21 protein-coding genes are annotated in these 24,579 nt (G+C 72.3%); 11 read left to right on the forward strand and 10 right to left on the reverse strand.

What is annotated here, in order from left to right; translation table 11 throughout:
• The first annotated feature begins 244 nt into the window (after positions 1 to 244).
• The 5 genes from ACGFSH_RS04660 (at position 245) to ACGFSH_RS04680 (ending at position 5,118) form a co-directional block, all read left to right on the forward strand.
• Positions 245 to 1,273 carry a TraR/DksA C4-type zinc finger protein gene (locus ACGFSH_RS04660; RefSeq protein WP_393344924.1) on the forward strand — a complete coding sequence of 343 codons (1,029 nt, stop codon included), beginning with the start codon at positions 245 to 247 and terminating at the stop codon, positions 1,271 to 1,273.
• Positions 1,274 to 1,340: 67 nt separating this feature from the next.
• Positions 1,341 to 1,937 carry a signal peptidase II gene (lspA, locus tag ACGFSH_RS04665; protein WP_393344926.1) on the forward strand — a complete coding sequence of 199 codons (597 nt, stop codon included), beginning with the start codon at positions 1,341 to 1,343 and terminating at the stop codon, positions 1,935 to 1,937.
• Between the two features lie 116 nt (positions 1,938 to 2,053).
• Complete coding sequence (locus ACGFSH_RS04670) at positions 2,054 to 2,998, forward strand: RluA family pseudouridine synthase (protein ID WP_393344928.1); 945 nt, start codon at positions 2,054 to 2,056, stop codon at positions 2,996 to 2,998.
• Complete coding sequence (locus tag ACGFSH_RS04675) at positions 2,995 to 3,465, forward strand: GNAT family N-acetyltransferase (protein ID WP_393344930.1); 471 nt, start codon at positions 2,995 to 2,997, stop codon at positions 3,463 to 3,465. The genes ACGFSH_RS04670 and ACGFSH_RS04675 overlap by 4 nt, the downstream gene beginning before the upstream one ends.
• A gap of 66 nt (positions 3,466 to 3,531) precedes the next feature.
• Positions 3,532 to 5,118 carry a Na+/H+ antiporter gene (locus tag ACGFSH_RS04680; RefSeq protein ID WP_393344932.1) on the forward strand — a complete coding sequence of 529 codons (1,587 nt, stop codon included), beginning with the start codon at positions 3,532 to 3,534 and terminating at the stop codon, positions 5,116 to 5,118.
• Positions 5,119 to 5,376: 258 nt separating this feature from the next.
• On the opposite strand, the gene ACGFSH_RS04685 is transcribed toward ACGFSH_RS04680, so the two are convergent.
• Positions 5,377 to 6,489, reverse strand: a complete 1,113-nt coding sequence (locus tag ACGFSH_RS04685) for a mechanosensitive ion channel family protein (RefSeq protein WP_393344934.1) — start codon at positions 6,487 to 6,489, stop codon at positions 5,377 to 5,379.
• A 98-nt stretch (positions 6,490 to 6,587) separates the two neighbouring features.
• Between ACGFSH_RS04685 and ACGFSH_RS04690 the strand changes: the two genes are divergently transcribed.
• Positions 6,588 to 7,157 carry a dienelactone hydrolase family protein gene (locus tag ACGFSH_RS04690; RefSeq protein ID WP_393344936.1) on the forward strand — a complete coding sequence of 190 codons (570 nt, stop codon included), beginning with the start codon at positions 6,588 to 6,590 and terminating at the stop codon, positions 7,155 to 7,157.
• A 6-nt stretch (positions 7,158 to 7,163) separates the two neighbouring features.
• On the opposite strand, the gene ACGFSH_RS04695 is transcribed toward ACGFSH_RS04690, so the two are convergent.
• The 4 genes from ACGFSH_RS04695 to ACGFSH_RS04710 form a co-directional block, all read right to left on the reverse strand.
• Entirely contained in the window at positions 7,164 to 8,834 is a 1,671-nt protein-coding gene (locus tag ACGFSH_RS04695; protein ID WP_393344938.1) for an alkaline phosphatase D family protein, read from the reverse strand.
• A 292-nt stretch (positions 8,835 to 9,126) separates the two neighbouring features.
• On the reverse strand, positions 9,127 to 9,951 hold the full coding sequence (locus ACGFSH_RS04700) for a thioredoxin domain-containing protein (protein WP_393344940.1): 825 nt from the start codon (positions 9,949 to 9,951) through the stop codon (positions 9,127 to 9,129).
• Between the two features lie 172 nt (positions 9,952 to 10,123).
• Positions 10,124 to 10,819: a hypothetical protein gene (locus ACGFSH_RS04705; protein WP_393344941.1), complete on the reverse strand. Its 696-nt coding sequence runs from the start codon at positions 10,817 to 10,819 to the stop codon at positions 10,124 to 10,126.
• 67 nt (positions 10,820 to 10,886) lie between these two features.
• A complete protein-coding gene (locus ACGFSH_RS04710) occupies positions 10,887 to 12,212 on the reverse strand; it encodes a DUF2252 domain-containing protein (protein WP_393344943.1) in 1,326 nt (441 codons plus the stop codon).
• Between the two features lie 214 nt (positions 12,213 to 12,426).
• On the opposite strand from ACGFSH_RS04710, the gene dnaE reads away from it, so the two are divergent.
• Positions 12,427 to 15,966: a DNA polymerase III subunit alpha gene (gene dnaE, locus ACGFSH_RS04715; protein ID WP_393344945.1), complete on the forward strand. Its 3,540-nt coding sequence runs from the start codon at positions 12,427 to 12,429 to the stop codon at positions 15,964 to 15,966.
• A 94-nt stretch (positions 15,967 to 16,060) separates the two neighbouring features.
• On the opposite strand, the gene ACGFSH_RS04720 is transcribed toward dnaE, so the two are convergent.
• On the reverse strand, positions 16,061 to 16,225 hold the full coding sequence (locus tag ACGFSH_RS04720) for a hypothetical protein (RefSeq protein WP_329408910.1): 165 nt from the start codon (positions 16,223 to 16,225) through the stop codon (positions 16,061 to 16,063).
• A gap of 223 nt (positions 16,226 to 16,448) precedes the next feature.
• Between ACGFSH_RS04720 and ACGFSH_RS04725 the strand changes: the two genes are divergently transcribed.
• The 4 genes from ACGFSH_RS04725 (at position 16,449) to ACGFSH_RS04740 (ending at position 20,413) form a co-directional block, all read left to right on the forward strand.
• Positions 16,449 to 17,669, forward strand: a complete 1,221-nt coding sequence (locus tag ACGFSH_RS04725) for an NYN domain-containing protein (RefSeq protein WP_393344947.1) — start codon at positions 16,449 to 16,451, stop codon at positions 17,667 to 17,669.
• 108 nt (positions 17,670 to 17,777) lie between these two features.
• Positions 17,778 to 18,752: an ABC transporter ATP-binding protein gene (locus ACGFSH_RS04730; RefSeq protein WP_393345485.1), complete on the forward strand. Its 975-nt coding sequence runs from the start codon at positions 17,778 to 17,780 to the stop codon at positions 18,750 to 18,752.
• Positions 18,753 to 18,855: 103 nt separating this feature from the next.
• Complete coding sequence (locus tag ACGFSH_RS04735) at positions 18,856 to 19,680, forward strand: ABC transporter permease (protein WP_393344949.1); 825 nt, start codon at positions 18,856 to 18,858, stop codon at positions 19,678 to 19,680.
• A 34-nt stretch (positions 19,681 to 19,714) separates the two neighbouring features.
• Positions 19,715 to 20,413, forward strand: a complete 699-nt coding sequence (locus ACGFSH_RS04740; RefSeq protein WP_393344951.1) for a DUF2567 domain-containing protein — start codon at positions 19,715 to 19,717, stop codon at positions 20,411 to 20,413.
• A gap of 121 nt (positions 20,414 to 20,534) precedes the next feature.
• On the opposite strand, the gene ybaK is transcribed toward ACGFSH_RS04740, so the two are convergent.
• The 4 genes from ybaK to ACGFSH_RS04760 form a co-directional block, all read right to left on the reverse strand.
• The gene (gene ybaK / locus ACGFSH_RS04745) at positions 20,535 to 21,038 is read right to left on the reverse strand and encodes a Cys-tRNA(Pro) deacylase (protein WP_393344953.1); all 504 of its coding nucleotides are present in this window, start codon (positions 21,036 to 21,038) and stop codon (positions 20,535 to 20,537) included.
• Between the two features lie 19 nt (positions 21,039 to 21,057).
• Positions 21,058 to 21,798, reverse strand: coding sequence for an LON peptidase substrate-binding domain-containing protein (locus tag ACGFSH_RS04750; RefSeq protein ID WP_393344955.1), 741 nt, complete (start codon positions 21,796 to 21,798; stop codon positions 21,058 to 21,060).
• Between the two features lie 11 nt (positions 21,799 to 21,809).
• Complete coding sequence (locus ACGFSH_RS04755; RefSeq protein WP_393344957.1) at positions 21,810 to 22,853, reverse strand: hypothetical protein; 1,044 nt, start codon at positions 22,851 to 22,853, stop codon at positions 21,810 to 21,812.
• A 118-nt stretch (positions 22,854 to 22,971) separates the two neighbouring features.
• Positions 22,972 to 24,561 (reverse strand): oxidoreductase, encoded by a 1,590-nt coding sequence (locus tag ACGFSH_RS04760; protein ID WP_393344959.1) that lies wholly within the window; start codon positions 24,559 to 24,561, stop codon positions 22,972 to 22,974.
• Positions 24,562 to 24,579: the final 18 nt, after the last annotated feature.

The following is a 24,579-nucleotide window of genomic DNA, read 5'->3' on the forward strand; positions in this document are numbered from 1 at the left end:
GGAGGGCTGGTCCGTTATGCCCCGAATGGTGGCGGGAAGGGGAGGGGCGCGTGTTCGGATCGCAGGACGTCCGGCCCGGCGGATTACCCGGCGGGGAGCTGGGCACAACGCAGGCAGGCTTGCCGCGTGGCGTGCGCGAGGCGGGCGAATCGGGCGGTGTGCCCCGTTGCCGCGGGCTCCAAGTCGATTTATCGTCCCAGCACGATTCGCGTGCAAGATCACAATATGTGAAGGGGCCGCGGCCATGGTGGCGAAGAAGACCGCCGTACAGCAGTCGGCGTCCGACCGGGACACGGGTGCCTCCGGCGCGGCCAGGGACGCGAAGGCGGGGCGGGCCGTGAAGACGGTGCGGCCCGCCGCCGCGGCGAAGACCGCGAAGACGACGGCCGGGAAGACCACGGCCGCGAAGACGGCGGCCGAGAAGACGGAGGCCGCGAGGGCGCCCGCCACGAAGAGGGCCGCGGCGAAGAGAACCGCCGGGGCGCGGACCGTCCCGGAGGGGACCGTCCCGGAGGGAGCCGCGTCGGAGGAGGCCGTCCCGCAGACGCCTGCCGTGGCGGTGACCACCCCGGAGAAGACCGCGGAGAAGGCCGCGGCGAAGAAGGCGGCCGCGGGGAAGACGGCCGCCGGGAGGACGGCGGCGAAGAAGGCGGGCGCCGGGAAGACCGCGGCCAGGAAGGCGGAGGCCGGGAAGGCCGTCGCCGCCAAGGGCGTGGCGGCGACCAGCGCGGGCAGGAAGAACACGGCCAAGAAGGTGGGCGCGGCCTCGGCCGCGGAGCAGACGGGAGCCACGACTGTGGTTGCGAAGAAGACTCCGGGTACGGCCACGGCGGCGAAGACCGCCGTCCCCAAGGCACGCCTCGCGGCGGCGGAGCCGGGCGAGCTGGCGGTGCGCCCCGGTGAGGATCCGTGGACGCCGGAGGAGGTCGAGGAGGCCCGCGCGGAGCTGCAGTCCGAGATGGAGCGGCTGCGCGCGGAACTGTCCTCGTCCGAGGCGGCCCTGATGGGCCTGATGCGCGACTCGGGGGACGGCGCCGGCGACGACCAGGCCGACACCGGCACCAAGAACATCACGCGCGAGCACGAACTGGCGCTGGCCGCCAACGCGCGCGAGATGCTCGACCAGACCGAGCACGCCCTGGAGCGGCTGGACGCCGGCACCTACGGACTGTGCGAGAACTGCGGGAACGCCATCGGCAAGGCCCGCATGCAGGCCTTCCCGCGGGCCACCCTGTGCGTCGAGTGCAAGCAGAAGCAGGAGCGCCGGTACTGATCGCCTGACGGCCGGGGGGTGTGCCGTACCCTCGTCCTCAGTCAGGCACCTAGGTTGAGGGACTCACGTGGCAGAGGCGGAGCGCGTCATCGGTACGCCGGACACCCCAGAGACGGGATCCGAGCCGGAGCAGTCGTCCGGCCCGGGCGAGCAGGAGAGCGCCGGGGCGCGGCCCAGGGGCAAGCGCCGTATCGCCGTGCTCTTCGCCGTGGCCGCGTTCGCCTACGCCCTCGACCTGGTGAGCAAGATGCTCGTGGTCGCCAGGCTGGAGCACCACGCGCCGATCGAGATCGTCGGGGACTGGCTCCGGTTCGAGGCGATCCGCAACGCCGGCGCGGCCTTCGGCTTCGGCGAGGCCTTCACCGTGATCTTCACGGTGATCGCCGCGGCCGTGATCGTGGTGATCGCCCGGCTCGCCCGCAAGCTCTACAGCCTGCCCTGGGCGATCGCCCTGGGCCTGCTGCTGGGCGGTGCGCTGGGCAACCTCACCGACCGGATCTTCCGCGCGCCGGGGGTCTTCGAGGGCGCCGTCGTGGACTTCATCGCGCCGAAGCACTTCGCGGTCTTCAACCTCGCCGACTCCGCGATCGTGTGCGGCGGCATCCTGATCGTGCTGCTGTCGTTCCGCGGCCTGGACCCGGACGGCACCGTCCACAAGGACTGAAGCCCCCGCGCGCGGGGGTCCGGAGCGGCCTCCCGGGGCCGCGATCCGGCCGTCCGGCGGGGCGGTCGTCCACAGGGCCGTACGGCGGTGTCGTGCCCGTCCTGCATACTCGACGGGTGAGCACGATTCCCGAGATCCGTACCCTGCCCGTGCCGGACGGCCTGGAGGGCGAGCGCGTCGACGCCGCCATCTCCCGCATGTTCGGCTTCTCCCGTACGAAGGCCGCCGAGCTGGCCGCGGCGGGGAAGGTCACGGTCGACGGCTCGGTGGTCGGCAAGTCCGAGCGGGTCAGCGGCGGCGCCTGGCTGGAGGTCGAGATGCCCCAGGCCCCGGCGCCGGTGCAGATCGTCGCCGAGCCGGTCGAGGGCATGGAGATCGTCCACGACGACGACGACGTCGTCGTGATCGTCAAGCCCGTCGGCGTGGCCGCGCACCCCTCGCCCGGCTGGAGCGGGCCGACGGTGATCGGCGGGCTGGCCGCTGCCGGCTACCGGATCTCCACCTCCGGCGCGGCCGAGCGCCAGGGCATCGTGCACCGCCTCGACGTCGGCACGTCCGGCCTGATGGTGGTCGCCAAGTCGGAGCGGGCGTACACGTCGCTGAAGCGCCAGTTCAAGGAGCGCACGGTCGACAAGCGCTACCACACGCTCGTCCAGGGCCATCCCGACCCGACCAGCGGCACCATCGACGCCCCCATCGGCCGCCACCCCCAGCACGACTACAAGTGGGCGGTCACGGCCGAGGGCAAGCCGTCCGTCACGCACTACGACCTGATCGAGGCGTTCCGCGCGGCCTCCCTGCTGGACGTGAAGCTGGAGACGGGCCGCACGCACCAGATCCGGGTGCACATGGCCGCCCACCGTCACCCCTGCGTGGGGGACCTGACGTACGGCGCGGACCCCACCCTCGCCAAGCGGCTGGGACTCACCCGGCAGTGGCTGCACGCCGTGCGGCTCGGCTTCGAGCACCCCGGCGACGGGCAGTGGGCGGAGTTCTCCAGCGACTACCCCGAGGACCTGGCCAAGGCCCTCGACCAGGTCCGCGAGGAGACCTACGGATGACCGGCGCGCCCGCGTACACGGTGCGCGTCGCCGCGGACCTCGCCGACCGGGAGGCGTGCTTCGCCGTCCGCAAGGAGGTCTTCGTCGGCGAGCAGGGCGTCCCCGAGGACCTGGAGTACGACGAGCACGACGCCGGCGCCGTGCACGTGCTGGCGGTCGCCGACGACGGGCGGCCGCTCGGCGCCGGACGCCTGCTGTACGGCGAGGCGGCCGCGCCCAGGACCGGCGATCCCTCGACCGGCTCGCTGGGGCGGCTCGCCGTGACCCGCGAGGCGCGCGGGCTGGGCGTCGGCGCCGCGCTGGTGCGGGGCATCGAGGACGCGGCACGCGCACGCGGTCTCGCGGCGGTGGACCTGCACGCGCAGACGCACGCGCTGGGATTCTACGAACGGCTGGGGTACAAGGCCTACGGACCGGAGGACCTGGAGGCGGGCATTGCGCACCGGTCCATGCGGCGTTCGCTGTAGCGGGCGCGAGGCGTGCGACGCTGGGGGTCCGGATGTTCTTGATCGTCTAGACCCGGAGCGCTGACCGTGGATCAGTTGGCCCTGTTGTTCGTCCTGCTGCTCGGGGCCGTGGTGAGCGTCCCCGTGGGGGACCGGTTCGGACTGCCCGCGCCGGTGCTGATGACCCTGCTGGGCATCGTCCTCGCCGTGCTCGACTTCGTGCCCAACGTGGAAGTCCCGCCCGACCTGATCCTGCCCCTCCTGCTGCCGCCGCTGCTGTACGCGGCGGTGCGGCGGACCTCATGGCGGCAGTTCGCCGCGAACGTGCGGCCCATCTTCCTGCTCGCCGTGGCGCTGGTCTTCGTCACCACGATCTGCGTGGCGGCCGTGGCCCACACCATCGTGCCCGGCCTGCCGCTGGCCGCCGCCGTCGCGCTGGGGGCGCTCGTCGCGCCGCCGGACCCCGTGGCGGCGACCGCCGTGGCCGGACAGCTCGGCCTGCCCCGCCGGCTGGTGTCCATCCTGGAGGGCGAGGGGCTGTTCAACGACGTCACGGCCATCGTGCTCTACCACGTCGCGATCGCGGCGGCCGTGAGCGGGAGCTTCTCGCCCTGGCGGGCCGGGCTCGACCTGGTGCTGTCCGCCGTGGTGGCCGTGGTCGTGGGCGTCGCGCTCGGCTGGGGCGCCAACCGGCTGCTGGACGTCCTCGGTGACACCACGCTGCAGATCGGCCTGACGCTGCTGGTGCCCTACGCCTCGTACGTGCTGGCGGAGGAGTTCCACGGGTCGGGCGTGCTGGCCGTGCTGACCACCGCCCTGTTCCTCGCCCAGTACGCCACCGATCCCGACGACGTGCTGACCCGGCTGGCCGGCCACACCTTCTGGGACATCATCGACACCCTCGTCACGGGTGTCGCCTTCGGACTGATCGGCCTGGAACTGCACAACGCGATCCGCACGGCCGCCGGGCGCTGGGAGGAGATGCTCGGGTGGGCCGGGGTGATCGTGGCGGTGGTCGTCGTCGTACGGCTGCTGTGGCTGATGCCGGCGACCTGGCTGACGCAACGGCTGCACGCCAGGAAGGACCACCTGGAGGACATCCCGACGAACTGGCGCGAGACCGTCGTCATGTGGTGGTCCGGGATGCGCGGGGTGGCCTCGGTGGCGCTGGCGCTGGCCGTCCCGCTGAAGATCGACGACGGGAGCCCCTTCCCCGACCGGGACGAGATCATCTTCATCGCCTTCGGCGTGATCATGGCGACGCTGGTGCTCCAGGGGCTCACCCTGCCGTGGCTGGTGAAGCGGCTCGGTGTGCAGGCCGACACCGACCGGGAGAAGGAGTTCGAGAAGGAGCTGGCGGTGCGGGCCGCGACGGCGGCGAAGAAGCGGCTGCGCGAGATCGAGGCCGAGGAGGATCTCTCCGAGGAGCTGGCCGAGCAGATGCTGCGCCGGGCCTTCGACATCGGGCTGCGGATCAGTCCGGACGTCGGGGAGGACGAGCGGCGCGAGGGGCACGAGCAGCGGGTGCGCCGGCTCAAGCGGGTCCGGCGGATCCAGAACGAGATGCTGAGCGCGGCCCGGCACGAGGTGGTCGCCGCCCGCAACGAGACCGGCGCCGACCCCGAGATCGTCGACCGGGTGCTGCGTCACCTGGACGTGCGCAGCCTGCGCTGAGACCGACGGCCGGCCCGGCCGGGGCTGTGCGGACGGCCCGTCGGCGAGGCCCGCACCGGCAGGCGGCGCGGGCCTCGCGGCACGACTGCCATCCGGTGCCGAGGGCCGCCACCCGGTGCCGCCCGCCCGCCGCCGGACCCGCGACCCCTCGGTCCGCGCAGCCACTCCGACCGCTGAGGCCGTTCCGTCCGTCGCAGCCGTGGAGGCCGCCGGAGCCGTCCCGGCCGGCGGGGGCGCCGGGTGGGACGGCTCCGGCGTTCAGCGGGGCAGGCGGGGTGATTCGGGGGTGCGGCGTTCCACGCCGTCGGGGGAGGAGCTCTGGGCCGGCAGACGGCCCGGAGGTAGGACCGCGTGCGCGGTGTTGACCCGCGGCAGCGCGTACGGATGCTCCTTCGACAGCCAGCGGATCATCTCCTCGCGGACCCTGACCCGTACCGTCCAGATGTCGTCGGAGTCCTTGGCCGTGACCAGCGCCCGCACCTGCATGGTGTTGGGCGTGGTGTCCGTGACGTCCAGACCGCAGGCACGGCCGTCCCAGGCCGGGCACTCGCGCAGGATGTCGCGCAGCTTCTCCCGCATCGCCTCCACCGGCGCCGCGTGGTCGACGTGCCAGTAGACGATGCCGGTCATCTGCGGCGTGCCGCGCGACCAGTTCTCGAACGGCTTCGACGTGAAGTACGACACGGGCATCGTGATGCGGCGCTCGTCCCAGGTGCGCACGGTCAGGAAGGTCAGGGTGATCTCCTCGACCGTGCCCCACTCGCCGTCCACCACCACTGTGTCCCCGATGCGCACCATGTCGCCGAACGCGATCTGGAGACCGGCGAACAGGTTGCTCAGCGTGGACTGGGCGGCCACACCGGCGACGATGCCGAGGATCCCGGCCGAGGCCAGCAGGGAGGCGCCCGCCGCGCGCATCGCGGGGAACGTCAGCAGCATCGCCGCGGCGGCGACCGTGCCGACGACGGCCGAGACGACCCGCATGATCAGCGACACCTGGGTGCGCACCCTGCGGACCCGGGCCGCGTCGCGGTGCATGCGCGCGTAGTGCGAGTACGACGTCTCGACGACCGCCCCGGCGATCCGGATCACCAGCCAGGCGGCCGAGCCGATCAGCACCAGGGTGAGGGTGCGGCCGATGCCGACCTTGTGGTCCTCCAGCATCTGGGCCTGGTCGTAGGAGCCTCTCAGCATCGCCGCGCACAGCACCAGCTGATACGGGATGCGACCACGGCGCAGCAGCCCCCAGAGAGAGGTCTCGGGGTGCCGTCGGTCGGCCTTGCACAGCAGACGGTCGGTGGCCCAGCCGATGAGGAAGGTGAGCACCACCGATCCGCCCACCACGATCACGGGGCGGAGCAGGTTCTCCATGCCTTCGAACGTAACCGGGTCCACCCGGCCTTGAACCTGCCACTTCTGTGAGGAGGCGCACGCGCTGCGCTGTCCGAGCAGGCTGGCACCATGGGCGCATGAACATCATGCTCTTCCATTCGACCTACGGTCCGCGGCCCGCGGTGTCCGCCGCGGCGGACCGGCTGCGCGCCGCCGGACACGAGGTCAGCACCCCGGACCTCTTCGACGGGCGCACGTTCGACACGGTCGAGGAGGGCATGGCGTACAACGAGGAGATCGGCAAGGACGAGCTGCTGAGGAGAGCCGTGCTGGCCGCCGCGCCCTATTCGGAGCGCGGGCTGGTGTACGCCGGGTTCTCGCTGGGCGCGTCGATCGCCCAGACCCTCGCCCTCGGCGACGACAAGGCCCGCGGCCTGCTGCTCCTGCACGGCACCTCGGACCTCGCGCCGAACGTCACGGTGGACGACCTGCCGGTCCAGCTGCACGTGGCCGAGCCGGACCCGTTCGAGACCGACGACTGGCTGAGCGCCTGGTATCTCCAGATGGGCAGGGCCGGCGCCGACGTGGAGGTCTACCGGTACGCGGGCGCCGGCCACCTGTACACCGACCCCGGCCTGCCCGATTACGACGAAGAGGCCGCCGAGGCCACCTGGAGGGTGGCGCTCGGCTTCCTCGGCACACTGTGACGGGAACTACACCGGGTCGTACGTGCGCTCCACCTTCTGCGTGCCGCTGCGCGTGCGGTACGAGCGCGACCACGAGGAGGTCGCGGTGGGGTCGGTCCGGTCGGACACGACGTAGTAGTCCATCTGCGCGCGCTCGGCGGTGACGTCCAGGACGCCGTAGCCGTGCCGGTCGGTGTCCACGAAGTGCACATGCCGGTTGGCGGCCCGGATGACCGGGGAGGCGACCGCGGTGAGGACGCCCTCGGGGACCTTCACGATGTCGTCGAGGTTGTCGGAGGTCATCGAGGTGACCACGAACTCCGTGGCCGCCGAGGCCGACAGGGGGTAGGTGCCGGCGTCCACCGGCACGTCGTTGGCCCACGCCATGTGGATGTCGCCGGTCAGGAAGACCGTGTTGCGGATGGCGTTCGCGCGCAGGTGGGCGAGGAGTTCACGGCGGTCGTCGGTGTAGCCGTCCCACTGGTCGGTGTTGAGGCCGAGGCCGTCCTCGGGCAGGCCGAGCAGCTTGGCGAGCGGCTTGAACAGGTCCGCGGAGAGGGAGCCGATCACGAACGGCGAGATCATCACCGAGTTGCCCACCAGCCGCCAGGCGGTGTCGGACGCCGTCAGCCCGGCCTTCAGCCAGTCCAGTTGGGCGCGGCCGGTGATCGTGCGGTCCGGGTCGTCCACGGCGCCCTTGCCGACGGCGACCTGCTGGGAGCGGAAGGACCGCAGATCGAGCAGCGACAGGTCGGCGAGCTTGCCGAAGCGGAGCCGGCGGTAGGTGGTGCCGGCTATCGCGGGGCGGACCGGCATCCACTCGAAGTAGGCCTGCTTGGCGGCCGCCTGACGGGCCGACCAGGCGCCCTCGGCGCCCTCGGTGTGGTTCTCCGCGCCGCCCGACCAGGTGTCGTTGGCGAACTCGTGGTCGTCCCAGATCGCGATGACCGGGGCCTTGGCGTGCAGCGTTCGGAGGTCCGGGTCGGTCTTGTACTTGCCGTGCCGGGTGCGGTAGTCGGCGAGGGTGAGGATCTCGTGGGCGGGCGCGGTCTGCCGGACGACGGTGCCGCGCGTGCCGTACTGGCCGGTGCCGTACTCGTAGATGTAGTCGCCGAGGTGCAGCCAGGCGTCCAGGTCGCCCCGGGCCGCGAGGTGGCGGTACGCGGAGAAGTAGCCGGCCTCCCAGTTGGCGCAGGAGACCACGCCGAAACGCAGGCCGCTCACCGCCGCGTCCGCCGCGGGCGCGGTGCGGGTGCGCGCCACCGGGGAGTCGACGTCGCCGGCCGAGAAGCGGAACCAGTAGTCGGTGGCGGGCGCGAGGCCGCGGATGTCGGCCTTGACGGTGTGGTCGGAGGCGGCGGTCGCGGTGGTCGTCCCCCGGGAGACGACGTCCGTCAGCGCCTTGTCCCGGGCGACGACCCAGCTCACCTCGGTGTCCGGGCCGAGTCCGGAGCCCGGAACCGCCTCGGCGGTCGGCGTCACCCGGGTCCACAGCAGGACGCCGTCGGGCAGGGGGTCGCCGGAGGCGAGGCCGTGAAGGAAGGCGGGCGTGTCCGTGGCGGCACGCGCGGGCAGGGCGGCGGCGAGCGGGCCGGCCAGGACAACGGTCGCCGCCGCGGCCTTGACGACCGTACGGCGGCGCGGGGAGAGGGAGTTGACTCCCTCGGGCGATGTGGAGGCTCTGTATCGACTGGTCACGGCGCATCAGGTTACTGATCGGTACCCCAGCGCGTAAGTGAACTTTCGCATCAGAATGCCCGGCGGGCCTGTCGGGTTCGCGCCCCCTTCGGCCGTACCGGCCGTTCGGCGTCGCCCCGGGAACGACGAAACGCCCCCTCGGACCCGATGAGGGAACTCCGAGGGGGCGTGCCGGGCAGTCGCGGAACCGGCCGGAACGGATCGCCCGACGCGCGAGCACCTGAGCCGAAGGGGGAGGTGTCCCGGGCCTGAAGCCGGCCCGGGACACCTCCCCCTCCCGTGGGCTGCCGGGCTAGGAGCCGAGAGCCTTCTGCAACGCCGTGTTGAAGTCGGCGACCGACATGGGGGCGCTCTTGCCGTCGCCGCCGGTGAGGGCCTTGCCGTCCATGAGGAGGGTCGGGGTTCCCTGGAAGCCGTACTTCTTCGCGTCCGTGTCGAACTTGCTGCTCATCACGAGGGCCCACTTGTCGTAGGTCCCCTTCTTCACGGCATTCTGGAACGCCGCGTTGCCCTTGAGGGCGCTCACCGTGTCCGCCACCTTGATCAGGTAGTCGTCGCTGTTGAACTTGTCGTCCTGCTCGTCCGGGTGGTACTTCGCCGAGTACAGAGCGGTCTTGTACTCGAGGAAGGCCTCGGGGCTGACGTTCAGGGCCGCGCCCAGTGCGCTCAGCGCGCTCTTGGAGCCCTCGCCCGGGATGTTGTTGTCGATGAACGTGGCGCCGACGTACTGGATCTTGAACTTGCCGGCGTCGAGATCCTGCTTGACCGTCGGGCCGACCGTCTGCTCGAACTGGGCGCAGACCGGGCAGCGCGGGTCCTCGTACATCACGAGGGTCTTCTTGGCGGTGCTCTTTCCGACGACGACGGTCGTACCGTCCGCCCCCGTGCTGTTGGCCGGCTTGACCAGCTTCTGCTTCTTCACCGCGTCCCAGCCGCTGGGCTTGTTGGCCTGGACGACGGCGTAGCCTATGCCGCCGGCCGCGGCCAGGACGCCGACGACCGAGAGCGCGACGATGACCTGGCGCTTGGTCTTGGCGCGCTTGGCCTCGCGCTCGCGCTCGATGCGCAGCCGCTCCCGTGCCGCCGTCTTCGCCGAGGCGCTGTTCCGCTTGCTCATGGTGATCTCCAAAGGGGACGCGCACGTCTCGTGCGCGGAAGTTCGTGTGGGGACTTCAGGTACTGGAGGTGGTGCCCGGCGTCGCAGGACCACGCGGACCCGTCCGTGCAGACGCGCGTCCGTGCGGGCGCGTCTTGGCGCGGACGGGTCGTCGCGCGGACGTGTGGTCCGTTCAGGCCGTGGCGGGCGAGCGCGGCGGTCCACGCCGTCCCAGGGAGTGCACGAGCAGCCGGTCGCGGGCGGTGGCCGCGCGGTGCGCGGGCCGCGGCAGGCGGCGGGCCGCCGGGGCGCGTCGTACGTTCACGGCGGCCACCGCGATCAGCAGGGGCCGGAAGGTGGTCGCGGTGGCCGCCCGCAGCAACTGGACGAGAGCCCGCTCGCCCCGGCGCAGCCAGGCGGCGGCGAGCAGGCCGACGCCGATGTGCGCGGCGAGCAGCAGCCAGGCGGTGACCGGGTGGACCTGGGCGAGGTGGCCGCCCAGCCCCGTGGAGCCGGGACCGCCCGCGACCTGTGCCAGGGGCGAGCCGACCGGCGTCCCGTCGCCGCACAGCACGTCCCAGCCGACCGAGGCCAGCGGGCCGGCCACGGGGCCGCCCGCCCGGCCGTAGCAGACGTGCTGCCCGGTGGTGAAGACGGTGTCGGCGGCCAGCTCCAGCGGGATCAGCAGGGCGGCGATGCGCCCGAAGCCGCGCTCGCGGCCGGCTAGGGCGTACGCGAGGGCGAACACGGCGGCCGCGACGGCGGCCACCGTGTTGAGCGGCAGCGGGGCCCGCGACAGCAGCACGTGCGACGCGCTGCTGAGTGTCACGACGAAGGCCGTGAACAGTGCCGCGCGTACGGCTCTGAGGCGGGTCCCGGATATGTCCATTGCGCAGGAGAGTGTGCCACGTGCCGCTGTAGGAAGCCGCTAAAGGGTCCCTGTGAGCGGCGGACCGTTAGAGACCTGGGATCCGGCCGTTGCGGAACAGGTCGACGAAGATCTGGTGGTCGGCACGCGCGCGGGCGCCGTAGGAGTGCGCGAAGTCGACCAGCAGCGGCGCGAAGCCGTCCTCGTCGGCGGCGATGGCGGCGTCGATGGCCCGCTCGGTGGAGAAGGGCACCAGCGACTCGCCGGACTGGTCGTCCGCGGCCGCGTGCATGGTGGCCGTGGCCCGCCCCAGGTCGGCCACGACGCCCGCGATCTCCTCCGGATCGTCGATGTCGCCCCAGTTCAGGTCGACCGCGTACGGCGAGACCTCGGCCACCAGCTGTCCCGCGCCGCCCAGCTCGGTCCACCCCAGCCAGGGATCGGCGTGCGCCTGGAGGGCGCGCTGGGAGATCACCGTGCGGTGGCCCTCGTGCCGGAAGTAGCCCCGGATCGCCGGATCGGTGATGTGCCGGGAGACGGCCGGGGTCTGGGCCTGCTTGATGTAGATCACCACGTCGTTCTCCAGGGCGTCGCTGTTGCCCTCCAGGAGGATGTTGTACGACGGCAGGCCGGCCGAGCCGATGCCGATGCCGCGACGGCCGACGACGTCCTTGACGCGGTAGGAGTCGGGGCGGGCCAGCGAGGACTCCGGCAGCGTCTCCAGATAGCCGTCGAAGGCGGCCAGGACCTTGTAGCGGGTCGCCGCGTCCAGCTCGATGGAGCCGCCGCCCGGTGCGAAGCGGCGCTCGAAGTCGCGGATCTCCGTCATCGAGTCCAGCAACCCGAAACGGGTCAGCGAGCGGGCGTCGCGCAGCGCGTCCAGCAGCGGGCCCTGGGCGGTGTCCAGGGTGAAGGGCGGCACCTCGTCGCTCTTGGCGCCGGTGGCCAGCGCGTGCACGCGCTCGCGGTAGGCGCCCGCGTAGATCTCCACCAGCTCGCTGATCTGGTCGTCGGACAGCGCCTTCGCGTATCCGATCAGGGCGAGCGAGGCGGACAGGCGCTTGAGGTCCCAGGTGAAGGGGCCGACGTACGCCTCGTCGAAGTCGTTGACGTTGAAGATCAGCCGGCCCGTGGCGTCCATGTACGTGCCGAAGTTCTCCGCGTGCAGGTCGCCGTGGATCCACACGCGCGAGGTGCGGTCGTCCAGGAACGGGCCGCCCCGCTTCTCCGCGTCCAGGTCGTGGTAGAAGAGGCCCGCCGTGCCCCGGTAGAACGCGAACGCCGAGGCCGCCATCTTCCGGAACTTCACGCGGAACGCGGCCGGGTCGGCGGCCAGGAGCTCGCCGAACGCGGTGTCGAAGACGGCGAGGATCTGCTCGCCGCGGTGCTCGTCGTCGAGCTGCGGAACCGACATCGCTGGGTGCCTCCTGGTGCATGACGTGTACGACAGCGTTTCTGCCGTCTCCAACGGGCGGAGCCGTGCGAAAGTGCCCGTGCCCCTCGCTGTGAAGGTACGCGGGGGAGAGCCCGCGGTGTCAGTGGCGAGGCATAGACTTCGACGCTGTCCCCCGGACCGTCCGCAACCCGTGGGACGCCCGTAGACCCCTGGTTCCCTGGAGGCCGCACCCGTGTCGAAGCCGCCGTTCACGCACCTGCACGTCCACACCCAGTACTCGCTGCTGGACGGTGCCGCGCGGCTCAAGGACATGTTCGACGCGTGCAACGAGATGGGCATGACGCACATCGCCATGTCCGACCACGGCAACCTGCACGGGGCCTACGACTTCTTCCACTCCGCGAAGAAGGCCGGAGTCACCCCGATCATCGGGATCGAGGCGTACGTCGCCCCGGAGTCGCGGCGCAACAAGCGCAAGATCCAGTGGGGCCAGCCGCACCAGAAGCGCGACGACGTCTCCGGTTCCGGCGGCTACACCCACAAGACGATCTGGGCGGCGAACGCGACGGGCCTGCACAACCTCTTCCGGCTGTCCTCGGACGCGTACGCCGAGGGCTGGCTGCAGAAGTGGCCCCGGATGGACAAGGAGACCATCTCCCAGTGGTCCGAGGGGCTCATCGCCTCCACCGGCTGCCCCTCGGGCGAGCTGCAGACCCGGCTGCGCCTGGGCCAGTTCGACGAGGCCCTGAAGTCGGCCGCCGAGTACCAGGACATCTTCGGCAAGGACCGCTACTTCCTGGAGCTGATGGACCACGGCATCGACATCGAGCACCGGGTCCGCGACGGCCTCCTGGAGATCGGCAGGAAGCTCGGCATCCCGCCGCTGGTGACGAACGACTCGCACTACACGTACGCGCACGAGGCGACCGCGCACGACGCGCTGCTGTGCATCCAGACCGGCAAGAACCTCTCCGACCCGGACCGCTTCCGCTTCGACGGCACCGGCTACTACCTGAAGTCCACGGAGGAGATGTACGCCATCGACTCCTCGGACGCCTGGCAGGAGGGCTGCGCCAACACCCTCCTGGTGGCCGAGCAGATCGACACCACCGGCATGTTCGAGGCCAAGAACCTCATGCCGAAGTTCGACATCCCCGAGGGCTACACCGAGGTCAGCTGGTTCAAGGAGGAGGTCCGCCGGGGCATGGAGCGCCGCTTCCCCGGCGGCATCCCCGACGACCGGCAGCGCCAGGTCGAGTACGAGATGGACGTCATCATCCAGATGGGGTTCCCGGGGTACTTCCTCGTCGTCGCCGACTTCATCATGTGGGCCAAGAACAACGGCATCGCGGTCGGCCCCGGCCGAGGCTCCGCGGCCGGCTCGATCGTCGCCTACGCCATGGGCATCACCGACCTCGACCCCATCCCGCACGGCCTGATCTTCGAGCGGTTCCTCAACCCCGAGCGCGTCTCCATGCCCGACGTCGACATCGACTTCGACGAGCGCAGGCGCGTCGAGGTGATCCGCTACGTGACCGAGAAGTACGGTGCCGACAAGGTCGCCATGATCGGCACCTACGGCAAGATCAAGGCGAAGAACGCCATCAAGGACTCCGCGCGCGTGCTGGGCTACCCGTACGCGATGGGCGACCGCCTCACCAAGGCCATGCCCGCCGACGTCCTCGGCAAGGGCATCGACCTCAACGGCATCACCGACCCCTCGCACCCGCGCTACAGCGAGGCCGGCGAGATCCGCGCGATGTACGAGAACGAGCCGGACGTCAAGAAGGTCATCGACACCGCCAAGGGCGTCGAAGGCCTGGTCCGGCAGATGGGCGTGCACGCCGCCGGCGTGATCATGTCCAGCGAGACCATCACCGAGCACGTGCCCGTCTGGGTCCGGCACACCGACGGCGTGACCATCACGCAGTGGGACTACCCGAGCTGCGAGTCGCTCGGCCTGCTGAAGATGGACTTCCTGGGCCTGCGCAACCTGACGATCATGGACGACGCCGTCAAGATGGTGAAGTCCAACAAGGGCGTCGACCTGGAGCTGCTCAGCCTCCCGCTCGACGACCCCAAGACCTTCGAACTGCTCCAGCGCGGCGAGACCCTGGGCGTCTTCCAGTTCGACGGCGGCCCCATGCGTTCGCTGCTGCGCCTGATGAAGCCGGACAACTTCGAAGACATCTCCGCCGTCTCCGCGCTGTACCGGCCCGGCCCGATGGGCATGGACTCGCACACCAACTACGCCCTGCGCAAGAACAAGCTCCAGGAGATCACCCCGATCCACAAGGAGCTGGAGGAGCCGCTCGAAGAGGTCCTGGCGGTCACCTACGGCCTGATCGTCTACCAGGAGCAGGTGCAGAAGGCGGCCCAGATCATCGCGGGCTACTCGCTCGGCGAGGCCGACATCCTGCGCCGCGTGATGGGCAAGAAGAAGCCCGACGAGCTGGCGAAGAACTTCACGATCTTCCAGGCCGGCGCCCAGAAGAACGGCTACAGCGACGAGGCGATCCAGGCCCTGTGGGACGTCCTGGTGCCGTTCGCCGGCTACGCGTTCAACAAGGCGCACTCCGCCGCGTACGGACTGGTGTCGTACTGGACGGCCTATCTGAAGGCGAACTACCCGGCCGAGTACATGGCCGCGCTGCTCACCTCGGTCAAGGACGACAAGGACAAGTCCGCGATCTACCTCAACGAGTGCCGGCGCATGGGCATCAAGGTGCTCCCGCCGAACGTCAACGAGTCCGTGCACAACTTCGCCGCCCAGGGCGACGACGTGATCCTCTTCGGGCTGGAGGCCGTCCGCAACGTCGGCACCAACGTGGTCGACTCGATCATCAGGAGCCGCAAGGCCAAGGGCAAATACGCCTCCTTCCCCGACTACCTCGACAAGGTCGAGGCGGTCGCCTGCAACAAGCGCACCACGGAGTCGCTGATCAAGGCGGGCGCCTTCGACACCATGGGGCACACCCGCAAGGGCCTCACCGCGCAGTTCGAGCCGATGATCGACAACGTGGTCGCGGTCAAGCGCAAGGAGGCCGAGGGCCAGTTCGACCTGTTCGGCGGGATGGGAGAGGAGGACACGAGCGAGCCCGGCTTCGGACTCGACGTCGAGTTCACCACCGACGAGTGGGAGAAGACGTATCTGCTCGCCCAGGAGCGGGAGATGCTCGGCCTGTACGTCTCCGACCACCCGCTCTTCGGCCTGGAGCACGTGCTGTCCGACAAGGCCGACGCGGGCATCGCCCAGCTCACCGGCGGCGAGCACGCGGACGGCGCGGTGGTGACCATCGGCGGCATCATCTCCGGCCTCCAGCGCAAGATGACCAAGCAGGGCAACGCCTGGGCGATCGCCACCGTGGAGGACCTCGCGGGCTCCATCGAGTGCATGTTCTTCCCCGCGACCTACCAGCTCGTCTCCACCCAACTCGTCGAGGACGCCGTCGTCTTCGTCAAGGGCCGCCTCGACAAGCGCGAGGACGTGCCGCGGCTCGTCGCGATGGAACTCCAGGTCCCCGACCTGTCCAACGCGGGCACCAACGCGCCCGTGATCCTCACCATCCCCGCCACCCGGGTCACCCCGCCGATGATCAACCGCCTCGGGGAGATCCTCACCCACCACCGCGGCGACAGCGAGGTCCGGATCAGGCTCCAGGGCCCGACGAAGACGACCGTGCTGCGTCTGGACCGGCACCGCGTCAAGCCCGATCCCGCCCTGTTCGGCGACCTCAAGGTGCTGCTCGGCCCGTCCTGCCTGGCCGGCTGACCACGCGACCACGCGACCACGCGGCTGAGGGGCGCATCCGCAACCGGATGCGCCCCTCGCTGTGTCCGGGCTGCAACAGCCCGTCGTGCCGACGTCAGTTGTGGCCGAAGCGCTTCTGGCGGCCCTTGCGGGCCATGTCGGCGGGTGTCACCTGGGCGATGTGCTGCTCGGCCTGGGTCTCCATCGTGGACGGCCGTGCCGTCTGCTGACCACGCTCGGACTGCGGCTGCTTACGTTCCTGCTTCTTGTTCTTGGCCATGGTGCTCTGCCTCCTGGGGGGATCTAGGGGCCAGGGCCGGGACCAGATTCACATAGGCTGACTTACGACGCATTTCGGATAATTACCGTCTGTAACAGGGGTTGTCGGCGCGCACGTGCTCGAAACGCCACGCCGAAGATCGAGTTCGGGCCGTTAACCTCCGCGCCGTCGGGCAGACTCGAAGGAAGCCCGAAGCAAACCTCCCGGAAAGAGGGTGAGTCGTGTGGACCGCTGCATCGTCCTGGTGGACGCCGGGTATCTGCTGGGGGCGGCCGCGAGTCTCCTCGCCGGAGAGCCCTCGCGATCCCGTATCACCGTCGACCACGCCGCCCTCGTCCAGGGCCTGCGCGAACAGGCCGAGTCCGAGACCGAGCGGCCGCTGCTGCGCATCTACTGGTTCGACGGCGCACCCGACCGCGTTCCGCAGCCGGAGCACCGCAGACTGCGGGTGATGCCCAGGGTGACCGTCCGGCTGGGCGCCCTGACCCGCAGCGACGGGCGGTGGGCCCAGAAGGGCGTCGACGCCGCCATGCACGCCGAGCTGACCGAGCTGGCCCGCAACCGCGCCTGCTCCGACGTCGTCCTCGTCACCGGCGACGGCGATCTGCTGCCCGGGATGATGGCCGCCAAGGAGCACGGCGTCGCCGTCCACCTGTGGGCCGTGCAGGCCGCCGACGGCGACTACAACCAGTCCGAGGACCTGGTCGCCGAGGCCGACGAACGGCGCGTCCTGGACCGCACCTGGATCACCAAGGCCGTTCGCGCCAAGGAGCTGGGCGGGATCTGCGCGCCGCCGCCCGTCCCCCGCCCCGAGATCGCCGCCATCCTCTCCGCCCCGCTGCCCGACTCCGGTCTCGCGCCGACCGCCGAACGCGCCCCCGACGAGCCCGAGCACCCCTCCGGGGGCGGCGGCTCCGACAACGGCGTCCAGGAGCGCGTACCGGCCCCCAAGGGCGTGCCCACCCCGAAGGACCTGGCCGCCCTGCGCGCGCCCGGCGCCCACACCGCCCCGCACCCCGCCACGGCCACCCTGCGCTGGTCCTCCGACAAGGGCTGGGTCGACCGCCCCGGCACCGCCCCCGAGCCCCCCGACATCGCCTCGATGCCCACGCTCGCGCAGGTCACCACGGCCGAGCAGCGGTGGGCCGACCGCGAGGAGGACATCACCACCGTCGGCGGCGACCCCTACGAGGTGGGCCAGGTCTTCGCCCGCCGCTGGATCGGCCGCCTCGGCGACCAGGGCCATCTGCAGAAGCTGTCCGGCATGTATCCACGGATCCCGCACCGCATCGACGGCGAGCTGCTCAGGTACGCCGCCCGCTTCGGCCTGCTCGCCCACAAGGACGACCAGATCGACGAACACGACCGCTACGCCATCCGGGCGGGCTTCTGGCGCGAGATCGACGTCCGCACGGCCGCCGAGCACGCTCCGGCGGGGGACTGAACCGGGTCCGGCCCCCGCCCCCGACGGCGAGCGGAGGTCCCCGACCCCGTAGTCTCGTGCCTTGTGAGTACGCGCGCGGCATCGGCACTTCGGCACGGGGACGAGGTCGTGTGCGCCGTGCGCGGGCTGACGAAGTCCTACCCGGCGGTCCGGGGCCGGCGCGGCGCTCCCGCGACCCCCGAGGTCCGGGCCACGGACGACGTGCGGCTGGACATCCGGCGCGGCGAGATCTTCGGGCTCCTCGGCCCCAACGGCGCGGGCAAGACCACCCTCGTACGTCAGATGACCGGCCTGATGCGGCCCGACGCGGGCCGGGTGGAGATCCTCGGCCACGACATCGTCCGCCACCCCGACCGGGCCGCCCGGATCCTCGCCTACCTCGGCCAGGAGTCCACCGCCCTCGACGAACTCACCGTCTCGCTGGCCGCGGAGACCACCGGCCGGCTGCGCGGCCTGGACGTGCACGCCGCCCGCCGGGAGCGCGACGCCGTCCTCGACGAACTGGGCCTCACCCCGCTCGCCGGACGGCCGCTGCGCAAACTGTCCGGGGGACAGCGCCGACTCGCCTGTTTCGCCGCCGCGCTGGTGGGCGAGCGGCCCCTGCTGGTGCTCGACGAGCCGACCACCGGAATGGACCCGGTCGCGCGCCGGGCCGTGTGGGCCGCCGTCGACCGGCGGCGGGCCGAACGCGGGACGACCGTGCTGCTCGTCACCCACAACGTCATCGAGGCCGAGACCGTCCTGGACCGGGTCGCGGTCCTGGACCGGGGCCGGGTCATCGCCTGCGACACCCCCGCCGGGCTCAAGGAGCAGGTCGCCGGCGAGGTGCGGGTGGAGCTGGTGTGGCGCGAGCGTGCGCCGCTGGACGTGCCGGAGGTCGCCGCGCTGCGCGAGCGGGCCGTGGAGTCCGGCCGCCGCTGGACGCTGCGCCTGGCCCCCGACGAGGCCCGGGCCGTCGTCGCCACCGTCACCGGCGGGGCCGCCTTCGCCGCCCTGGACGACTTCACCCTGGCCACCCCGAGCCTGGAGGACGTCTACCTGGCGCTGGGCGGGGCGGCACGGCAGGGGCTGGTGCGCGCGTGAGCGAGCGGGAGACGGGGAGGCCGAGGCGCCCCGGGGTGAGCGGGCGGGACGGCGGGGCCGTATGGGACGGTATGAGAACCGTAGGGAAAAGGAGCAGCGTCACGTGAGTGTCGTACCCGCCGAGGTTCTGCCGGGCGGCGCCCGGGGCGTCACCCGGACCGCCCCCGCCGGCGCCGCCGAACTCGCGCCGCGCGCCCGGCTGTGGCCGTCGCTGGCGGCCGTGTACCGGGCCCAGCTGTCCCGCGCCCGGGTGGCGCGCATCCCGCTGCTGTTCGTCGCGACCTTCCAGTCGGTCGGCATCCTGATCATGATGCGGGGCGTGGTCGACGGCGGTCACGAGGCCGAGTCGGTGGTCGCGGGGTCCGCGGTGCTGGTCGTCGCCTTCGTCGCGCTGAACCTGCTCGCCCAGTACTTCGGGCAGCTGCGGGCGAGCGGGGGACTGGACCACTACGCGACGCTGCCCGTGCCGCCCGCGGCCGTGGTGCTGGGCGCGGCGGGGGCGTACGCGTCCTTCACGGTGCCCGGCACGCTGGTGACCGCCGTGTTCGGATGCGTGCTGTTCGGGCTGCCCCTGACGCATCTGTGGGTCCTCGCGGCCGTGATCCCACTGGCCGGCGCCGCCCTGTCGGGGCTCGGCGCGGCCTTCGGGCTGCTCGCGCCACGGCCGGAGCTGGCCACGGTGCTCGGCCAGCTCGGCATGTCGGCCGCGCTGCTGCTGGGCGTGCTGCCGCCGGACCGCATGCCGCAGGCGGTGCGCTTCGCCCGCGACCTGCTGCCCTCGACCTACGGGGTCGAGGCGTTCGCCCGGACCTTCGGGACGGATCCGGACTGGGCGCTGGTGCTCGGCGACCTCGCCGTGTGCGCGGGGGTGGGCGTCGTCTCGCTCGCCGTCGCCACCTGGGCGTACCGCCGGGCCGCCGTCCGATGAAGCGCCGCCCGGGCGGGCCTGGCACGATGTCAGGGTGACCGCACCGCTGACTCCGCCCCCGCCGCCGCACGAACCGTCCTCGCACGGGACCTGGCCGCCGTCGCCCGCGGGGCACGCGGGTCCGGCCGCCGCCCCCCACGACGTCGCGTACGGACAGGACGGGCCCGGGATGAGGACCGAACTGCGCGAGGCCGCCGTGATCACGGTCGCGGTCGCCGTCGCGGGCGTACTGCTCGGGCTGCTGTGGGCGTGGCTGGCCCCGAACGTCCCGCTCGTCGGCGACCTGGCGGACGACCAGTGGGTCGTCTACTTCAAGGACACCGAGGGCGAGCAGGCGATCGGGGTGGACGGAACGTTCGCGCTGCTGGGCCTGGCGTGCGGCACGGTGAGCGCGGTCGCGGTGTTCTGCCTGCGGCGGCGCGGGGGAGTCCCGCTCGTCGTCGCGCTCGCGCTCGGCGGCTTCCTCGGCTCGCTGCTGGCCTGGCGGCTGGGGCTGTGGCTCGGGCCCGACTCCGACGTGATCGCGCACGCGCGGTCGGTGGGCAAGGGGGTGACGTTCTCCGCGCCGCTGAAGCTCGGGGCGAAGGGCGCGCTCCTGGCCTGGCCGTTCGCCGCCGCGCTGGTGCATCTGGGGCTCACGGCGCTGTTCGGACCGCGCGACCCCGAGCAGTACCAGCCCTACGGGCCGGCCGCCGCACACGGTAAAGACGGATACGGGTCACCCCTGTCCTAGACCATCTCCGGCCCGGGACCATCTCCGGCCCGGGACCGTGTCCGGCCCGGGACCGTGTCCGGCCGCGACCCAGGCCCGGGCCCGGGCCCCGAGGCGGTCGGCGAGGATGCGCCGAAGCGGCTCAGCCGCGGCCGATGGGGGACAGGACGGCCGCCGTCAGCTCCGCCAGGTCCTTCGGGGACAGCTCCACCTCCAGGCCCCGGCGGCCCGCCGAGACGCAGATCGTGGCGTGGGCGGTCGCCGAGTCGTCCAGGACCGTCGGGAGCCGCTTGCGCTGGCCCAGCGGGGAGATGCCGCCCCGGACGTATCCGGTGGTGCGCTCGGCGAGGGTGGGGTCGGCCATCGCCGCGCGCTTGCCGCCCACCGCGGCCGCCAGGGCCTTCAGGTCCAGGGAGCCGGCCACCGGGACCACCGCCACGGTGAGCGCCCCGTCGACGTCGGCGACCAGGGTCTTGAAGACCCGGTCGGGGGAGACGCCCATCGCCTGGGCCGCCTCCTCGCCGTAGGACGGGTGGTTCGGATCGTGGTCGTAGGCGTGGACCGTGAACTCCACGCCGGCCGCCGTCAGGGCCACCGTCGCGGGCGTGCCCCCGGACTGCTGCTGTTTCTTCGACTTCTTCGCCATACGGGCCTTCTCGGTGACGTCAGTTGAGACTCGTCGGGCCGCGGGTCAGTTCCGCCGCGGGCAGCGAGGGCAGGTTGCGGATGATCGCCGTCTCCGCGCGCAGCAGGGTCAGCTCGTCCCGCAGCCGGGAGGCCGTGTCGGGGGCCTGGAGCAGCCGCTGCTTGGTGGGGGTGTCCAGCATCATCGCCGCGGCCACCAGGTACGACACCACCGACGGGTCGTCCGGGAGGTCGGCGCCCGTGGTCAGCGAGCGTTCGCGGGCGCCCGCCAGCCGCTTCTGGTACTGGCGGAAGGACCGCAGCACGCCCTCCGCGAGGGCGCCCGCCTCCTCACCCGGGTCCTCGGGCAGTTCCTGAAGCTCCGCCGTCAGGAAGGGCCCGGAGGCGTCCACCGACAGCAGCTTCACGCGGGTCGTGCCCGTCGCCAGCACCTCGAAGGTGCCGTCGGCGCGCTCGCGGACGGTCGCGGCGTCGGCCACGCAGCCGACGCCGTGGAAGGCCTTGACCGGGTCGTCGCCGAAACCGGCCGCGGGGCCGCGTTCGGGCAGCGCCGTCTGGTCGGGCAGGCCGGGGGAGCTGGGCGCCACCTCGTGGCCGTCGCGGATGGCGACGACGGCGAACCGGCGCGATTCGTCCTCGGGGGTCTTCAGGAGGTCGCGCATCATGGCGCGATAACGCTCCTCGAAGACGTTGAGCGGGAGCACGAGTCCCGGGAACAACACCGAGTTCAGGGGGAAGAGCGGCAGACGGACGGTGGTCACGACGCAGAAGCCTAGTGGTCCGGCGGGCGGGCTCGTCCGCCGTGCCCGCTCCCCGGCCCTTTGGAAGGCTCCCCGGACGGTCCCGAGACCACTTCCTCCCGGACCGCCAGAAAGTGCCCGAGGGGGTCGTCGGACAACCGGTCCCAGGGGAAGGACGTGGCGTACGGGCCGATCAGCCGCAGCTGGGCGAGGGCCTCGTCGCGGCGGCCGAGGCGGACCAGGACGTACGTGAGCACGTTGCGTATCTCGGCCGGCCACGGGTCGGCCGCCGGGAAGCGGGCCGACAGCTCGACGGCCCGGTCGGCGGCCGCCTCCAGCCGCTCGCGCGGCACCTCGGGGCCGCAGCCGTCGGCCAGGTAGGCGAAGGCCGCGCGGGCCGGCAGGGCCTGGACGAGGGAGCCGGCCGGCGCGTCCTGCGCGGCCCGGTCGGCGAAGTCGAAGCACTCGCGGTGCGAGCCGTGCCAGGACTCGGCCAGATAGCGCTTGGCCGCCACGTGGCAGCCGTAGTGGTGCGGGGCGCGGCGCACCGCGGCCGCCCACAGCTCGCCGAAGTACTTGTGCCCGGCGCGGGCGCCGCGGGCGTGGTCCAGCGCTATCCGCCACGGCACCGGGTCGCGGACGTCGCTCTGCGCGGCCGCCGTGATCAGCGGGCTCACCTCGCGCAGCAGTTCGGCCCGGGCCGGCGAGTCCCACGCGCGGGCCACCGCGAGCTGCGCGGAGACGAGCAGGACGTCGGGGTCGCGCGGGGCGGCGGCGCGCCAGTCCTCGAACCACTCCGGGCGGGAGAGGGCGAAGGACGCCAGCCGGACGGCGTACCGGTCGCGGTACTCCCACTCGGCGCGTTCGCGGGTGCGAAGCAGCAGGGCGGCGGCGGGTGCGTAGGCGCCCAGGCCGGCCGCGACGAGCGCGGGGCCGAGCCGGTCGTCCGGCACGTCGAGGAGCACCTCGTCGTCGGTGGGGAGCCCGGCGGCGCTGTGGGGGGCGACGTACCGTGCCGGCCGGGACGTCCGGGAGGCGCGGATGAAGGGGGGCAGCAGAGCCATGGTGCCGACCATTGAAAAGCCGCAGGTTCAGATCGCGCCAGAGGGTGCGGGCAACCCGCGGAAAGTTGTACGCCGTCAGGTCAAGGGAGGGTAAAGGCGGGCGGTCGCGCAGGCCCCGGCGCGGCCGCGGTCAGCCTCGGCGCAGCAGACGCGTCGCGCCCGCCGCCACCGCCGTCGCCAGGACCCAGCCCAGCAGGATCAGGGCCGCCGACAGCCACTGCCAGCCCCCGCGCAGCTGCCACTGGCCCACCTGCCCGAGATCGATGACCGGCAGCAGCAGGTCCAGCGCGAACAGCGCCGGGTTCCAGGGCGGATGCCCGCCGGGGTCGACGGCCGGATGCGCGGCGTGCGCGAAGGCCAGCGAGCCGACGGCCCACAGCACCGCCATCCACACCGCGGCCCTGCCCGGCCGGTACCCGTAGGCCACCGTCCAGTCCTGCGCGTAACCCCAGAGCTTCGCGGCGGGCGGCAGGGTCTCGCGCCGGCGGCGCTGCTTGGCCAGCAGGACCTCGCGGGCGTCCTCGTCCTCCCCGCCGGCCCGCAGCACGGCCGCCAGCCGCTCGTACGGCTCCGGCGCGTACTCGGCGGTCGCGGCGGCCACCCAGCGCAGCCGGTCCGCCAGCGAGAACGGGCCCTGCGGCACCAGGTTCTCGTACGCGAAGCCGCCCATGTGCAGACTGCCCGGCCCCGGCCACGCGCTCGCCCGGTCCACCAGGTTCACCACCCGCGCGCCGGACAGCACCACCTTGCCGCGCCCCGGCTGCTCCCCGAGGAAGCGCAGCTCGGACGTCTGCACCCGGCGCAGCGACAGCTCCTGGTCGTCCGTGAAGGCGAACCGGGCCCGCTCCAGGTCGACGGCGTCGCCGAACCGGCCGTCGTCCAGGCGCACCCCGCCCCGGCACTCGAAGCGCTGGATGCGCGTCCCGCGCGCGGGGGTCGTGCCGCTGAGCGCCTGGCCCCCGACGCCGGCCGGGGTCAGATACAGCGAGCGCTCCACCGTGAGCTGCGGCGCGTTCAGCGCCAGCCGCGTGTACGGGTTGGCCAGGCGCGCCCCGCGCAGGCTCAGCGAGACGCCGATCTTGGCGCTGCGCAGACTCAGCTCGCCGTGCGATTCCAGCAGCTCGGCCTGGAGGTCCTGGCCGACCGTCAGCCCGTCGGCGGCGATCGAGCGGCCGGTGCGGTCGCGGTAGACGATCGCCTGGTTGAGCAGCAGGTCCGTGCCGATGTGCGCGTCGGTGAGCCGCACGCCGTTGTGGAACCGGCAGCGCGGCAGATGCAGATCGCCCTCGGTGTGCAGCCGGGCGGCCTCCAGGCGCGGCACCGAGCAGTCCACCATCCGCAGGGTCGCGAACCGGGCCTCCGGCAGCCGCACCTCGCGCTCGAAGCGGCAGCGCTTCATCTCCACGTACGGCACGACCGTGCCGCCCGCGAGGTCCAGGGAGCCGCTGATCTGCACGCCGGCCAGCTTCAGCGAGGCCACCCGGCCGGACAGCGCGGGCGGCCCGGCCAGCAGGAGCCAGGCGACGATCCGGGCCCGCACGGTGCGCGAAGGACCCCACGGATGCCCGCCGTGCGGATCGTCGACGACCGTGTCCCCGCAGCTCAGGTCGTACACGCTGCCGTTGCGGAAGGCCTGCCACATGCCGGCTTCGGCGGCCGTCAGATCGTCCGGCAGCTCTCCGGCGTCGCCGCCCGTTCGGATGCCCGCCCCCTCGGTCACTCCACGCTCCTCTTCCCT

The sequence above is a fragment of the Streptomyces sp. NPDC048481 genome (assembly GCF_043200075.1).
In the GTDB taxonomy this organism is placed as follows: domain Bacteria; phylum Actinomycetota; class Actinomycetes; order Streptomycetales; family Streptomycetaceae; genus Streptomyces.

Coding starts and splice junctions, on each gene's coding strand:
- ACGFSH_RS04660 (WP_393344924.1), top strand. CDS start 245: ATGGTGGCGAAGAAGACCGCCGTACAGCAGTCGGCGTCCGACCGGGAC.
- ACGFSH_RS04675 (WP_393344930.1), top strand. CDS start 2,995: ATGACCGGCGCGCCCGCGTACACGGTGCGCGTCGCCGCGGACCTCGCC.
- ACGFSH_RS04685 (WP_393344934.1), bottom strand. CDS start 6,489: ATGGAGAACCTGCTCCGCCCCGTGATCGTGGTGGGCGGATCGGTGGTG.
- ACGFSH_RS04690 (WP_393344936.1), top strand. CDS start 6,588: ATGAACATCATGCTCTTCCATTCGACCTACGGTCCGCGGCCCGCGGTG.
- ACGFSH_RS04700 (WP_393344940.1), bottom strand. CDS start 9,951: ATGAGCAAGCGGAACAGCGCCTCGGCGAAGACGGCGGCACGGGAGCGG.
- ACGFSH_RS04705 (WP_393344941.1), bottom strand. CDS start 10,819: ATGGACATATCCGGGACCCGCCTCAGAGCCGTACGCGCGGCACTGTTC.
- ACGFSH_RS04710 (WP_393344943.1), bottom strand. CDS start 12,212: ATGTCGGTTCCGCAGCTCGACGACGAGCACCGCGGCGAGCAGATCCTC.
- ACGFSH_RS04720 (WP_329408910.1), bottom strand. CDS start 16,225: ATGGCCAAGAACAAGAAGCAGGAACGTAAGCAGCCGCAGTCCGAGCGT.
- ybaK (WP_393344953.1), bottom strand. CDS start 21,038: ATGGCGAAGAAGTCGAAGAAACAGCAGCAGTCCGGGGGCACGCCCGCG.
- ACGFSH_RS04755 (WP_393344957.1), bottom strand. CDS start 22,853: ATGGTCGGCACCATGGCTCTGCTGCCCCCCTTCATCCGCGCCTCCCGG.